At 60.3% G+C, this 12,974-nt stretch carries 13 protein-coding genes; all 13 read left to right on the top strand.

Annotated elements, in window-relative coordinates; translation table 11 throughout:
- Positions 1 to 2 precede the first annotated feature (2 nt).
- The 13 genes from DLM46_RS32005 to DLM46_RS31950 all read left to right on the top strand — a co-directional run bounded on the left by DLM46_RS32005 (position 3) and on the right by DLM46_RS31950 (position 12,947).
- A complete protein-coding gene (locus DLM46_RS32005; protein WP_115107590.1) occupies positions 3 to 779 on the top strand; it encodes an ABC transporter ATP-binding protein in 777 nt (258 codons plus the stop codon).
- Between the two features lie 87 nt (positions 780 to 866).
- On the top strand, positions 867 to 2,249 hold the full coding sequence (locus tag DLM46_RS32000) for a phenylacetate--CoA ligase family protein (RefSeq protein ID WP_115107588.1): 1,383 nt from the start codon (positions 867 to 869) through the stop codon (positions 2,247 to 2,249).
- Positions 2,246 to 3,823: a polysaccharide deacetylase family protein gene (locus tag DLM46_RS31995; RefSeq protein WP_115107586.1), complete on the top strand. Its 1,578-nt coding sequence runs from the start codon at positions 2,246 to 2,248 to the stop codon at positions 3,821 to 3,823. The genes DLM46_RS32000 and DLM46_RS31995 overlap by 4 nt, the downstream gene beginning before the upstream one ends.
- Complete coding sequence (wecB, locus tag DLM46_RS31990; protein WP_115107583.1) at positions 3,820 to 4,941, top strand: non-hydrolyzing UDP-N-acetylglucosamine 2-epimerase; 1,122 nt, start codon at positions 3,820 to 3,822, stop codon at positions 4,939 to 4,941. Before DLM46_RS31995 ends, wecB begins: the two co-directional genes overlap by 4 nt.
- Entirely contained in the window at positions 4,934 to 6,184 is a 1,251-nt protein-coding gene (locus tag DLM46_RS31985) for a glycosyltransferase (protein ID WP_244306442.1), read from the top strand. The genes wecB and DLM46_RS31985 overlap by 8 nt, the downstream gene beginning before the upstream one ends.
- Positions 6,181 to 6,333 (top strand): hypothetical protein, encoded by a 153-nt coding sequence (locus tag DLM46_RS39680; RefSeq protein ID WP_165848091.1) that lies wholly within the window; start codon positions 6,181 to 6,183, stop codon positions 6,331 to 6,333. The genes DLM46_RS31985 and DLM46_RS39680 overlap by 4 nt, the downstream gene beginning before the upstream one ends.
- Positions 6,330 to 7,460, top strand: a complete 1,131-nt coding sequence (locus DLM46_RS31980; RefSeq protein ID WP_115107579.1) for a glycosyltransferase — start codon at positions 6,330 to 6,332, stop codon at positions 7,458 to 7,460. Before DLM46_RS39680 ends, DLM46_RS31980 begins: the two co-directional genes overlap by 4 nt.
- A gap of 391 nt (positions 7,461 to 7,851) precedes the next feature.
- Positions 7,852 to 8,982, top strand: coding sequence for a glycosyltransferase (locus tag DLM46_RS31975; protein WP_244306441.1), 1,131 nt, complete (start codon positions 7,852 to 7,854; stop codon positions 8,980 to 8,982).
- A gap of 20 nt (positions 8,983 to 9,002) precedes the next feature.
- Positions 9,003 to 10,142, top strand: coding sequence for an NAD(P)/FAD-dependent oxidoreductase (locus DLM46_RS31970; RefSeq protein ID WP_115107575.1), 1,140 nt, complete (start codon positions 9,003 to 9,005; stop codon positions 10,140 to 10,142).
- Positions 10,139 to 10,933: an NAD-dependent epimerase/dehydratase family protein gene (locus tag DLM46_RS31965; RefSeq protein ID WP_115107573.1), complete on the top strand. Its 795-nt coding sequence runs from the start codon at positions 10,139 to 10,141 to the stop codon at positions 10,931 to 10,933. Before DLM46_RS31970 ends, DLM46_RS31965 begins: the two co-directional genes overlap by 4 nt.
- The gene (locus DLM46_RS31960; RefSeq protein ID WP_115107571.1) at positions 10,930 to 11,763 is read left to right on the top strand and encodes a sugar phosphate isomerase/epimerase family protein; all 834 of its coding nucleotides are present in this window, start codon (positions 10,930 to 10,932) and stop codon (positions 11,761 to 11,763) included. Before DLM46_RS31965 ends, DLM46_RS31960 begins: the two co-directional genes overlap by 4 nt.
- Positions 11,760 to 12,116 (top strand): DMT family transporter, encoded by a 357-nt coding sequence (locus tag DLM46_RS31955; protein WP_115107569.1) that lies wholly within the window; start codon positions 11,760 to 11,762, stop codon positions 12,114 to 12,116. The genes DLM46_RS31960 and DLM46_RS31955 overlap by 4 nt, the downstream gene beginning before the upstream one ends.
- 33 nt (positions 12,117 to 12,149) lie before the next feature.
- Positions 12,150 to 12,947 (top strand): glycosyltransferase family 2 protein, encoded by a 798-nt coding sequence (locus DLM46_RS31950; RefSeq protein WP_244306440.1) that lies wholly within the window; start codon positions 12,150 to 12,152, stop codon positions 12,945 to 12,947.
- The last annotated feature ends 27 nt before the right edge of the window (positions 12,948 to 12,974 follow it).

Here is a 12,974-nt window from a genome sequence, read left to right as displayed (position 1 = left end):
TTGTGAGTTCTTCATCGATTGTTGCTCGTAACATCTCCGTCGAATTTCCGATTTACGAGAACTCCCATCGCTCACTGAAAAAAGCGGTGCTCAATCTCACGACGGGTGGCCGGATCGGCCAGGATGCCGGTCGTCACGCAATTGTCAAAGCGATCGACGACCTCAGCTTCAGCTTCACCGAAGGCGATCGTGTCGGTTTGATCGGCCACAACGGCTCGGGCAAGACCACCCTGCTGCGCACGCTGTCGGGCGTGTACGCGCCGGTGCGCGGCGAGCTCAAGGTGCACGGCAAGATCGCTTCGCTGCTGGACGTTTCGATGGGCCTCGACCCCGACGCGACCGGCTTCGAGAACATCTATCTGCGCGGCATTCTCGACGGCCTGAAACCGGCGCGCATCCGCAGCAAGATCGACGAGATCGCCGATTTCAGCGAATTGGGCGACTACCTGAATCTGCCGGTGCGCACCTATTCGAGCGGGATGATGTTGCGTCTCGCATTCGCGATTTCGACCAGTGTCGAAGCCGACATCCTGATCATGGACGAGTGGCTCAGCGTGGGCGATGCGGAGTTCAGCATCAAGGCGGCCGAGCGTCTCGAGAGCCTGGTTGGCAAGGCTTCGGTGCTGGTGGTTGCGTCGCACGATCCGTCGCTGGTGGCGCGGGTGTGCAACCGCAAGATTTCCATGGAGCACGGCAAGATGATCGCCGACGAACCGGTGGTCGCGCCGCAGGTGAGCGAAGTGCCGCTGGTCAGCCAGTCGGCGCAGTTGCCGCATTAAATTCCGCAAACGGGTATGCCGAACCCGGTCATATGACCGCAGGGTTGCCCGGTGCGTGCCCCACAGGCGCAACAAGGTTCGAATCTCATGCGAGCTAATCATCCATTTCTGCGGTACTCCGAGTCTTTGCTGGTGCGGCAGCCGTTTCGCACGCTCAAGGGCTTTGCCGGCGGCTATATCGCCTATCCCATTGCCGAGAGCCGCGAAAAGCGCAGCGTCCGTCCGAAGATCGAAGAGTTGCGGCAGCACTATGTGTTGCCAATGCCGGAGCGCCGCCGCATCGCGCTCGACCGGCTGGCCGGCATGCTCGAGTTCGCCGGCGCGCAAGTTCCGTATTATCGCGACCTGTTTCAGGCGCGGCAGTTCGATCCGACGAAGGTCAAGCAGGACCCGCGCTATCTGGAAGAGCTTCCCTATCTGACCAAGGACATCATCCGCGAGCAGGGGCCGCGCCTGCTGTCGGGGCCGCTCGAGCCGGGCCGGCATCATGCGTGCAAGACCGGCGGCTCGACCGGACTGTCCACCACGATCTACTACGATCAGGTCGGCGCTGACTATTCATCGGCTGTGACGTTCTATGCGCGCGAACGGATCGGCAAGCTGCGCCATCGTTCGGAACTGCACTTTGCCTGCCGCTTTCCGGATCAGGTGATTCCGGAATGGCCCTCGCGTGAAGACTTCAAGTGCTTCGCGATGAATCGCAGCAACATCTTCTTCGACCGCATCGACGATCAGGGTCTCGAAGAAATGTGGCAGACGCTCAAGCGCCGCAAGCCTTATCTGGCGCACTCGCATCCGTCGACCATGTATGCGCTCGCCTGCTATGTGCAGCGCAAGTACGGCGGCGGCAAGGCATTCGAGGTGTTCGAGTCGAGCGGCGAGCTGCTCGAGCCGCATGCGCGCGAGATGATCGCGTCGGCGCTGCGTTGCCGCGTGATCGACCGCTACGGTCTCGCCGAGCTTGGCGTGATGGCCTATGAAGTCGACGGGCACGAGGGCGGCTTCCAGGTTCTCGAATCCGAAGGATGGCCGGAGAGCCGCGTGTCCGAAGGCAATCCCGACGGCGCGCACGAACTCGTGTTCACGGGTTTCCGCAACCGGCTGATGCCGTTGATCCGCTACGCGACGGGCGACCTCGCGCGCGTGGAAGAGACCGCGAAGGGCTTCTTCCTGACCGACGTCGTCGGACGGATTCATGACGTCGTGCCGATCAACGGCGTGGCGCATCCGACGCACCATATTCAGGACATGCTCGACCATCGCGTCGGCGGGATTCAGGAGTTTCAGATCGATCTGCGAACCACGCCGCCGACCCTGCGGATCGTGCTCGAGCCGTTCGCAAACGCAGAAGAAACGACCAACAAGCTGCGTCACTTCTGGCAGGACGCTTTCACGATCGCCTATGTTGGACACGACGATCTGGTGCGTGTCGGCAGCCGGGCTAAATTTCGTCACGTGGTCACTGCATGATCGGCATTCTCTTCTCAGACGCGGCAACAGAAGCCGGCCAGTATGTGTTGGCGGCGGTGCAGCGCTCTGTCAGCACCACTCAGGCGCAATCGATCTCGCGCAGCACGTTGCGTTCGATCGCGCCGGACGTGGTCGTCGCGGTCGATGCGCCGGACGGCTGGAGCGCGGACCTGATCGCGTGGTTGAGCGCGCGGCCGCGCAAGCTCGTCGTGTTCGGCAATATGCCGGCAGCGCTCGCAGGCAATCTGCACTATCAGCCGGGAGATTTTCCGGCCGAGTTGGGAGCCGCTAGCCGTAGCGAATCGGCGCCTTCCGGCCAAACGCGCGAGAGCGCCGCAGTGGTGCGCTATAGCGAGTTGGCGCAGACGCTGGGCGGCCAGCCATGGCACCGCCCGTTCGAGCGTTTCGACTTCACCGACGAGTGGAACAACCTCGGTTTCGGCGCGATTCGTAGCGATGGCTCGATCTGGGCGGTCGTGCAAGCAGCCCAGGTGCCTGCGGACGCGGAACTCGCGGCTGTCGTCGTAGCTGGGGAACGGCAGTTTTCTTATGCCGCGCTGTGGGACTTCGGCGCGTCGAGCGTGCTGTGGTTTAACCGCGCAGTCGGCCCGTGCGATTCGTTCGAATGGCGCATGGTCGAGAATTTTCTGTCGGGCTACCGTTCGGACACGCTGCCGTGTCAGCCGGTGCTGAGCGAGTTGCCGTGGGGTTACGACGCGGGGATTACGTCGCGGCTCGATTGCGACGAAGACGTCGAATCGGCGCGTCCGCTGTGGCAAACCTATCAGCGCCTGGGTGTGCCTTTCTCGTTGGCGGTTCACACGCAGAACCTGAGTCGCGCGGAGCATCACGGTATTCTTCGTGAATTGCTGGCCGACAGGCAACAGGGCGCGGTGCTGTCGCACACGGCGACCCATGCGCCCAACTGGGGTGGCAGCTATGAAACCGCCCTCGCGGAGGGCGCTCAGTCGGCGGACTTGATCGAAGCGGTGACTGGCGTCCCAGTGCGTTACGCAGTGTCGCCGTTTCACCAGTCGCCATCGTATGCGATGCGCGGCCTCGCCGACGCTGGTTATGAAGGTTGCATCGGCGGGATCATCCGCAATGATCCGGAGTTCCTGACGGCGCGTGGCGGCGCGTTGGCCGGCTTGCCGGCAGGCTTCATCGGACACAGTCAGCAGTGCATGCTGCACGGCGAATGCATGCTTAACGAGGGCGACAAGCTTGCCGTCTTCAAGCAGGCATTCGACTACGCTTACGCGACCAATACGCTGTTCGGCTATCTCGACCACCCGTTCTCCGAACGCTACGCCTATGGCTGGCCGGATGAGGCATTGCGCATCGATGTGCACGAGAAATTCATTGCGTACATCAGAAGCAAGGCGCAAAAACCGCTCTTCATGCACGAGGAAGCCGCGCTCGATTTTCTGAAGTTCAGGTCGCTGACCCGGGTGATCGATGAGGGTGGTACGTTCCGCGTCCTGACGCCGTCGAATGGCGCCTCGCCGTTGACGCTGGGCGTCGAGTTTCGCGGTGCTCACGTGCAGGTCGAGGCCGGGAAGCCGTTGCAATGAAAGTCATGATTGTGATGGGCACGCGGCCCGAGGTCATCAAGCTGGCGCCGGTCGTGCATGCGTTGCGCGCCGAAGTCGACACCATCGTGTGCGCGAGCGGCCAGCACAAGGAAATGGCTGCGCAGGCGCTCGAATTCTTCGGCATCGAACCGGATATCACGCTCGACACGATGAGCCCGGGGCAATCGCTGAATGCGTTGTCGTCGCGCCTGTTGGCCGCGCTCGACCGGGCGCTGGAGCAGGTGCGTCCCGATTGGGTGATCGTGCAAGGCGACACGACGACGGCGTTTTGCGCCGGCCTCGCGGCGTTTCATCGCGGGATTTCCGTTGGACACGTGGAAGCCGGCTTGCGTACCGGCGATTTGGCGAGCCCGTTCCCCGAGGAAGCGAATCGCAGCCTGCTGAGTCGCATCACGACGCTGCATTTTGCTCCTACCGAGCTTGCCCGCCAGAATCTGCTGAACGAGGGAATTGCAGCGGAAAGAATCGTCGTTACGGGCAATACGGTGGTCGACGCGATTGCGGCAGTGCGCCGGAGTTGGGACGATACGCTCCCGAAAAGTCCGTTGCCGGAATGGCAAGGCGCCGAGAAGCAGCACATTCTCGTCACCTGCCATCGGCGTGAGAATTTCGGCGAGGTGCTGCAAGGCATCTGCCGCGTGCTGCGCGATCTGTGCCAACGCTATAGCGATTACCGGTGGGTCTTCCCGGTGCATCTGAATCCCGCCGTGCGCGGGCCTGTGCTGCGTGAACTGGATGGCATCTCGAACCTCGCCTTGATCGAGCCGGTCGATTATCCGACCAGCCTTTACCTGATCAGCCGGAGCGCGTTGGTGGTGAGCGATTCGGGCGGTATTCAGGAAGAAGCGCCGACCTTCGGCGTGCCGGTCGTCGTGATGCGCAATCATACCGAGCGGCGCGAAGGCGTCGATGCAGGCTTTGCGACGCTGGCCGGTCAGGCGGCGGAGAGTATCGAACGAGCGGCGATCGGCTGGCTCGACGATCCGGCGCGCCGTGAGGCGCTGAAGAATCGCGCGAACCCATATGGCGACGGCCTCGCGTCGCAGCGCATTCTCGAGAGCCTGCTGGGCCTCCCCGTTGAGGTGTTCAGTGGTTGAGCGCGAGAACAGCGTGCGCGCCGCGCGAGACACCGTGTTGTTTTCGACTGCCGACTGGGACGAACCTTATTGGACGAACAAGCAGCACACGGCAAGCATTCTGGCCGCGCGCGGCTGGCGGGTGCTGTATGTGGAGAGCGTCGGGTTCCGTTCGCCGAAGGTCGGCAGCGGGCGCGACTGGGCCCGCTTGTGGCGCCGCTTGTGGCGCGGCATGCAGTCGCTCATCGTCGGGCCGCCGCGGCGTGCGGAGAACATCTGGGTGTTGTCGCCGCTGATGGTGCCCGCCAAGCATCACTGGCCGTTTGTACGCGCGCTGAATCAGGCGTTGCTGCGCTGGTCGGTGAACCGGTTCGCGAAAGGAAATCGGTTCGTCGAGCCGGTCGTGTGGACCTACCATCCGTTTATGCTGGACGCGATTGCCACGCTCGAGCGCGGGCCGCTCGTGTATCACTGCGTCGACGATATCGCCGCGATTCCGGGCGTCGATGTCGCTGCTTTCAACAATGCGCAGAAGGCGCTGCTCGCGCAATGCGAGGCCGTCTTCACGACCGCGAAATCGTTGCAGGAGACGTGCCTGCCGCATAACCTGAACACGCATTATTTCGGCAACGTGGTGGACGACGCGCACTTCGGCCAGGCGCTTGAAGCGGGGCCGCTGCCTGCCGAACTGGCGGCTATTCCCGAACCGCGACTCGTGTATCACGGCGTGCTGTCCGACTTCAAGGTCGATTTTCCGTTGCTCTTGCAGACTGCGCAGGCGCGGTCGGATTGGCAGTGGATCATCATCGGCGAGGAGCGCGAAGGGCAGCGCAGCGACTTGCTGACACAACTGGCGCGCTTACCCAATGTGCATCTGCTCGGCTATCGCAGCTATCAAACCTTGCCGCAATACTTGCGTGGTATGCAGGTCGGCGTGCTGCCGACTTTGCTGAACGAGTACACCCGCTCGATGTTCCCGATGAAGTTTTACGAGTACCTGGCGGCCGGTTTGCCGGTGGTGTCGACGCCGCTCGACTTCGCGAAAGAGCCGCATGCAGGTCTCGAGGTGGGCGGCGATCTGCAGGCCTTTGTCGCCGCGATCGAGAAACAACTCGCACGCGGTAAGCTGAGCGCCGACGAGGCGCGGGCGGCGGTGGGCGACAACACGTGGGAGCGGCGGCTGGACAAGATGCTGGTCATCACGTTTCATATCGACAATCGGGATGGATCGGGCAAGCCGGCCTCGCTGGGTGCGGCTGCATGAGCGCCAGCGAGGGCGCCGCAAGGTACGAAATCGCAAAGCGTGAACGTGCGGGCCGCCCGACTGACTGTCCTGCGCTTAAAAATCTGAAGACCATGGCCGACAAAATGGCGTTTGACAGCATTCTTCCAGCGGCGCGGGTGGCCGCATGAAAGTTCTCCACATCTACCGCACCTATTTTCCCGATCCGCCCGGCGGCCTGCAGGAGGCCATCAGGCAAATCAGTCTGTCCACTCGCGCATGCGGTGTCGATCCACGGATTTTCACGTTGTCGCCCAATCCAGTGCCGCGCGACATCCAGTTTCCCGAGGGCATCGTCACTCGCTCGCGCTCGTGGGCGGCGCCCGCCTCGTGCGACCTTGGGGGGCTCGACTCATTGCGGCAGTATCGTGCGCAGGCCGGCTGGGCCGATGTCCTGCACTTCCACTTTCCCTGGCCTTTCGCGGACGTGCTGCACCTGCTGGGCCGCGTCAACAAGCCTGCCGTGATGACGTACCACTCGGACGTGGTGCGCCAGCGGGCGCTTGGGTATGTGTACGGACCGTTGATGCGCTCGACATTGCGCGCGATGTCGGCGGTAGTGGCGACATCGCCGGTCTATGCGCAAAGCAGCGCGATCCTGACCAGTGTCGTCGACAAGCAACGCCTGAAGGCTATTCCGCTGGGCATGATCGACTATCGCGACGATCCGGAGCTCGGCCGCTTTGCGCCCGACTGCCTGAATCGGCTCGCGCTCGGCAACGAGCCATACGTTCTGGCGTTGGGGGTGTTGAGGTACTACAAGGGGCTTCATACGCTGATCGAGGCGGCGCCGTCGATCGCGTCGAAAATCGTGATTGCCGGTTCCGGGCCGGAAATGGAGCGTCTGGCCGCGCTTGCCAAACGGATTGGCGCGTCGAACGTCGTATTTGCGGGGCAGGTGTCGCACGAAGAAAAGGTCGCGCTGCTGAACCGGTGCCGTGCGCTGGTCATGCCGTCGCATTTGCGCTCTGAAGCGTTCGGCATGGTGCTGGTCGAGGCTGAGATGTTCGGCAAGCCGATGGTGTGCTGCGAAATGGGTTCGGGCACGTCCTATGTGAACGAGCATGGCGTGACGGGCTTTGTAGTGCAGCCCGAGGCGCCGGAGCAATTTGCTGCCGCGGTCAACGAGCTGGTTCGCGATGAAGCGCTCGCGCGGAAGATGGGGGCGGCCGCGCGGGAACGGTATGAACGGCTGTTTTCTGGACCGGCGCTGGGGAATGCTTATCGGGGGCTTTACGAGGAGGTATTGGGGCAATAACACGCCCACGAGTCAAACATTACCCATCCAAGCAAGATATTGCGAGTGCTTACAGCTTGAAACAACTTGCCATAAATACCCGGTAACGGCATAGTTGGACTCAATTTTTCTGTAACCTGGCAAGGTCCCAGAGGTAACTCCCATATCTGCCCGCGCCATGCCGCGCGGTGGCTGTGCGGGTGGCCAATGCCGTCGCAAGTCTTGCGTGCGTTTTCGTGCGTCGCACTCCCGGCAAAGCCCGTCGAGGCGCCGACCACCGCCGGCTGAAATGCAGTCGTTGATGGCCCTTCGTGGGCGCACCGTTTTGCGGAGCGCGCCATCGACACGGAGTCGCTGCGCAGTCCCTGGGCGGTTTCTGCGCAGAGGCGGCTTGCGTCGATTGAGCTCACGAATGCGCAATCCTGCTGAACCTTGCCATTTCCATTTTCTGTCGATACCCGGTTGGATATCCGCAGAGTGGTTTCGCGTAGGCTATGTCATGCCAAGGGGGCAGGTGGTGTTTTTCCCGGTGTTTTTGTCCGTTGTTTTTGTCGTTCGCAATCAATCGCGCGATCTCGGCGCAATCCTGAAAGATGCTGCTGCGGTCATGGGCACTCTCGTCGGTGACTATGAGCTGATCGTCGTCGACAACGCGTCCGAGGACGACAGCGTCGCTGTTCTGAAGGAGCTTGCCGGCGAACAAGGTCTGCCGAATCTGCAGGTGTATGCGTTGACCAAGGAAGTCGATTCCGACACGGCTTCGTGGGTCGGCCTGGAAAACGCACTCGGTGATTTTGTCGCGGTCGTCGACTCACTGGTGGACGACATCAAATTCCTGCCTACCATGCTCGATAAGGCGGTGAGCGGCGCAGACGTCGTGTTTGCCGCAAACGACCAGAAACCGGTGCAAAGCTGGGCATACCGTGCCTGTCTTTCCGCGTTCAATGCGTTGTATAAATGGTCCAACGGCGTGCACCTCGCCAAAGATGCGCCTCAATACCGGCTGCTTAGCAAGCGTGTAGTGAACTTCATGCTGCAGCATCCAATGCCCGCAATGACTTACCGCTATTTGCCGGCGACCGGAGGCTTCGCGCGCGTGAATCTCACTTACAGTGCGCCTCCCAAGGCCTCACACGTCAAGCGTCTGTCGCACAGTATTGATCGCGGTATCCGCTTGCTGGTGTCGACGACCAAGGCGCCCATGCGGCTCGTCACGGCACTTTCCCTGTTTGGCGCTGTTTCGAACCTGATCTATTCCGGCTATGTGATTGCGATTGCCCTGCTGAAGTCAGACGTGGCGCCCGGTTGGGTGACGCTGTCGTTGCAGCAGTCCGGCATGTTCTTTCTCATCTCGCTTGTGCTGCTTGTGCTCGGAGAGTACATCCTGCAGATGGCTCGGCTGAGCAACGAAGGTCCTCTGTACCACGTTGCACAAGAGTTCACGAGTAGCGTGATGACGCGTCGTCAGAAACTGAATATCGAAGATGTTAGGTTGCCTGATCAACATCGCGCGGAAGTGAACAAATCCATGCATTCCTCCTGAGTGAACGGGAGGATCAACTCATGCAAGATGCAGTAGTAATTGGTGGTGGCTTCTACGGAACGGCGATTGCCATTTACCTCAAGAGACATCGAGGATTGAAAACGGTCACGCTGGTGGAGCGCGAGCCGGGACTGCTGGTGCGGGCGTCCTACAACAACCAGGCGCGTGTCCACAACGGCTATCACTACCCGCGCAGCTTCACAACAGCATTCCGTAGCAGGGTCAACCTGCCGCGTTTCGTCAGAGATTTTCCGGATGCGGTCAAGCGTGATTTCACCAAGGTCTATGCAATAGCCCGACGCAATTCCAAAGTGACTGCAAGGCAGTTCGAGCGGTTTTGCCGCGAGATCGGGGCGACACTTGAACCCGCGCCTCAACAGCTACGCGATCTGTTCGAACCGCGCCTGATCGAAGAGGTATTCCTCGTGGAGGAGTACGCGTTCGATTCCACGAAGTTGGCGGATTGGGCGAAGCGCGAGCTGACCGAGCTCGACGTGGACGTACGGCTGAACACCCGGGTCGAGAGCATCCGTCGGCAAGGAGATGGCTTTGAGCTCGAGTGTGACGACGTCAATAATCCGGTGTTGGATGCGCGGTATGTTTTTAACTGTACCTATAGCGGCCTGAATCAATTCGCCGGCGACTTTCGCGGAACACGGACAAGGCTCAAGCACGAAATCACGGAGATGGCCCTCGTGGAGACCGTGCCGGAGTTGCGTGAGTTTGGCGTGACCGTCATGGATGGCCCGTTCTTCTCGATGATGCCGTTTCCGGCCCGGGGCCTTCACACGCTGTCACACGTTCGCTATACACCGCATTCGAGCTGGATGGATGAGCCAGGCGCGGATCCCTACGAAAGGCTGAACCGTTATGATCGCGCGACACGTGTGGACCGTATGCTGAGAGACGTGGGGCGGTATTTCCCCGCAGTTTATGATGCGCGTTACGTGGAGTCGCTCTTCGAGGTCAAAACGGTTCTTGTAAAAAACGAGGGCGATGACGGTCGTCCGATATTGTTCGAGCAGCACCCCGCTTCGCACGGTCTCTACTCGATTCTGGGTGGCAAAATCGACAACATCTACGATGTGCTTGAGAAGCTTGACGCGGAGACCTTCGTTTCTTCTTCGCAAACACATACGGTATTGGGAACTGGCAAATGAATGATGCACTGATTGGATACACAGGGTTTGTGGGAACAACCCTGTTGAAGCAAAAGCAGTTCAATGCGAAATTCCGCGCGACGAATATCGGCGAGATTCGCGGTTCGTCCTTTGATCTCGTAGTTGGCGCGGGCGCGCCGGCGCAGAAATGGATCGCCAACGCGGAACCTGAGGAGGATCGCGAAAAGATCGAAGGCCTGATTGGACACCTGGCGACCGTGCAGTGCGACACGTTTGTACTGGTCAGCACGGTCGACGTCTTTCGGCGTCCTATCGGCGTCAATGAGAGCACGCCGGTGGACGAAGAGGGATTGCACCCGTATGGGTTGCATCGGCGGTTGTTGGAAAAGTTTGTCGAGACGCACTTTCCCAGGCATCTGATCGTCCGTCTCCCCGGGCTCGTCGGGCCAGGGCTGCGGAAGAATGTCATTTTCGACTTCCTGAATGACAACAATCTTCACTCGGTCGATAGCCGTGGGTCGTTTCAGTTCTATCCGATGGTCAATCTCTGGCATGACATTCAGACCGCACTGGCCGCCGGTCTCAAGCTTGTTCATCTGACTTCAGAACCCATAAGCGTTGCCGAGGTCGCGGAATACGGCTTTGGCAAGCCGTTTAATCAGGCAACGGTTGCGCAACCCGCTACCTACGATTTTCGGACCATTCATGCCGGGCTATTCGGCGCAACGGGTTTGTATCAGTACAGCAAACGCGAGACTATTCAGGCCATCCGGTCCTACGCCCAGTCGGAACCATTGAAGGTCAAGAGCGAGTCGAAGGGGCAAGTATGAGAATCGCCATTTCCAACATAGCGTGGGAAGTTGCAGACGATCAACTGGTCGCCGAACTCTTGCGGCTTCACGACGTCGACGCGATCGATGTCGCGCCCGGTAAATATTTTCCTGATCCCAAAGCAGCCGAGGCGGCTGATATCGCCCGTGTTCGTGCGTGGTGGGAGAATCAGGGGATCGAGATCACGGGTATGCAATCGTTGCTGTTCGGCACGACAGGACTCAATCTGTTCGGCGCTGCCGAGTCGCAGGAAGCCATGCTGGATCATCTGCGCGCGGTTTGCCGGATCGGATCAGGACTGGGTGCGACAAAGTTGGTGTTCGGCTCTCCCAGGAATCGCGATCGATCCGGCTTGACCGACGAAGCTGCGCACGATATCGCAGTGACTTTCTTCCGTCGTTTGGGCGACATTGCCGCTGAGCATGGCGTAGTAGTTTGTCTCGAACCCAATCCGCCCTGTTACGGGGCCAACTTCATGACTAACAGCCGCGACACCGCGACTGTCGTGTCGGCGGTTTCGCATCCGGCTATTCGCATGCAATTGGACACGGGCGCCGTCACGATCAATGGTGAGGACGCTCGGGACGTCATTGCTGAGAATGCACCCTGGATTGGACATGTGCATGCCAGTGAACCCAATCTTGTCACGCTCGGCGAAGGCGGTACGAATCACTCGGCCGTGGCCGAGGTGCTGAGTGAGTTGATGCCCGAACAAGTGGTGTCGATCGAAATGCTGGCGCCGAAGAACGGCTCAGCAGCGGACGCAATCCGCCGTGCCGTGGGGCAGGCCATTCGATATTACCGCACCGGCGGCGGAGCATCCGAATGAAATGGTTGATTCTGATTTTGGGTATTGCATCCAATGCTTCCGCAAGCGTATTGGTCAAAATCGCCATGATGCCGCCGCGGCAGTTTCCGAGTCTTAGCGATCCGGTCGGCGCCCTGAAAAATGGACCGTTCTGGCTGGGCCTTGCACTCTATGGCGCGGCCTTTTTGCTTTATGCTGCGGCGCTCAGCCGGCTTCCCTTGAATGTTGCCCAGCCTGTGTTGACGGCCGGCGCGATTGCCAGCGTAGCGCTGTTGTCGGTGGTGATATTTCGTGAGCCGTTTCCGTGGACCGTCGGCGCGGGAATTCTGTTCATCATTGCGGGCGTCGCGCTCATTACTGCCCGCGTAGGGTGAGATAAAGGATCACAGACTTCAATGAAATTCGATATGTCCCAAGAAGCCCGTGCCGGTTGGCAGGTCCCCACATTCAAGATTCAACTCACTTCGGAGCCCCGCAATCCGTGGTGTGTGGTGATTCCGGTGATCAACGAAGGCGCTCGCATACGTAATCTGCTCGATCGGATCGCGGCGCTGGGCATTCCCAAGATCGCCGATGTGATCATCATCGATGGCGGCAGTACGGATGGCTCTCTCGATCTTGAGTTCCTGAAGAGCAAGGACGTACATACGCTGTTGCTCAAGACGGGGCCAGGCAAGTTGAGCGCCCAGTTGCGTTGCGCTTATGCTTTCGCGCTGGACCAGGGATACGAGGGAATCGTCACCATCGACGGCAACGACAAGGACGATCCCGACGCAATCCCGCGCTTCATCGACGCGCTAAAGGACGGCGTGGACTTTGTTCAGGCGTCCCGGTATCTGACCGGCGGTGTCGCGGAGAATACGCCCAAGTCGCGGGACATGGCGATTCGGCTGATTCATGCGCCGATGCTCAGTTTCTTTTCCGGTTTTCACTGGACAGATACGACGCAAGGCTTCCGGGCATATAGCCGCAAGATGCTGCTCGACCCTCGAGTTGCGCCGTTCAGGGACGTATTCAATACGTACGAGCTACTCGCATATCTCTCATATCGCGTGCCGAAGCTAGGTTATCGATGTCTCGAACTCGCCACCGCACGACGCTATCCCAAGGGCGAGGTGCCCACGAAGATCAGCAGCGTGAGAGGCAATCTCTCGGTGTTGCAGGTGCTGTTCAAGGCGTGTTTCGGCGCTTATAACCCGTTGTGAACCTCGGATGATCGGCGCGCGCAATAG

This window comes from Paraburkholderia lacunae (assembly GCF_003353175.1).
GTDB classification, from domain to species: Bacteria; Pseudomonadota; Gammaproteobacteria; order Burkholderiales; family Burkholderiaceae; genus Paraburkholderia; species Paraburkholderia lacunae.
Note: the sequence above shows the minus strand (reverse complement) of the source record. Positions and strands in the feature narration are given on the sequence as shown.

What these genes read in the sequence shown, in the direction of transcription:
- DLM46_RS31950 (WP_244306440.1), top strand. Translation starts at nt 12,150, where the DNA reads ATGTCCCAAGAAGCCCGTGCCGGTTGGCAGGTCCCCACATTCAAGATT.
- DLM46_RS39680 (WP_165848091.1), top strand. Translation starts at nt 6,181, where the DNA reads ATGAGCGCCAGCGAGGGCGCCGCAAGGTACGAAATCGCAAAGCGTGAA.
- DLM46_RS31955 (WP_115107569.1), top strand. Translation starts at nt 11,760, where the DNA reads ATGAAATGGTTGATTCTGATTTTGGGTATTGCATCCAATGCTTCCGCA.
- DLM46_RS31965 (WP_115107573.1), top strand. Translation starts at nt 10,139, where the DNA reads ATGAATGATGCACTGATTGGATACACAGGGTTTGTGGGAACAACCCTG.
- DLM46_RS31960 (WP_115107571.1), top strand. Translation starts at nt 10,930, where the DNA reads ATGAGAATCGCCATTTCCAACATAGCGTGGGAAGTTGCAGACGATCAA.
- wecB (WP_115107583.1), top strand. Translation starts at nt 3,820, where the DNA reads ATGAAAGTCATGATTGTGATGGGCACGCGGCCCGAGGTCATCAAGCTG.
- DLM46_RS32000 (WP_115107588.1), top strand. Translation starts at nt 867, where the DNA reads ATGCGAGCTAATCATCCATTTCTGCGGTACTCCGAGTCTTTGCTGGTG.
- DLM46_RS31975 (WP_244306441.1), top strand. Translation starts at nt 7,852, where the DNA reads ATGCGCAATCCTGCTGAACCTTGCCATTTCCATTTTCTGTCGATACCC.
- DLM46_RS31970 (WP_115107575.1), top strand. Translation starts at nt 9,003, where the DNA reads ATGCAAGATGCAGTAGTAATTGGTGGTGGCTTCTACGGAACGGCGATT.
- DLM46_RS31980 (WP_115107579.1), top strand. Translation starts at nt 6,330, where the DNA reads ATGAAAGTTCTCCACATCTACCGCACCTATTTTCCCGATCCGCCCGGC.
- DLM46_RS31995 (WP_115107586.1), top strand. Translation starts at nt 2,246, where the DNA reads ATGATCGGCATTCTCTTCTCAGACGCGGCAACAGAAGCCGGCCAGTAT.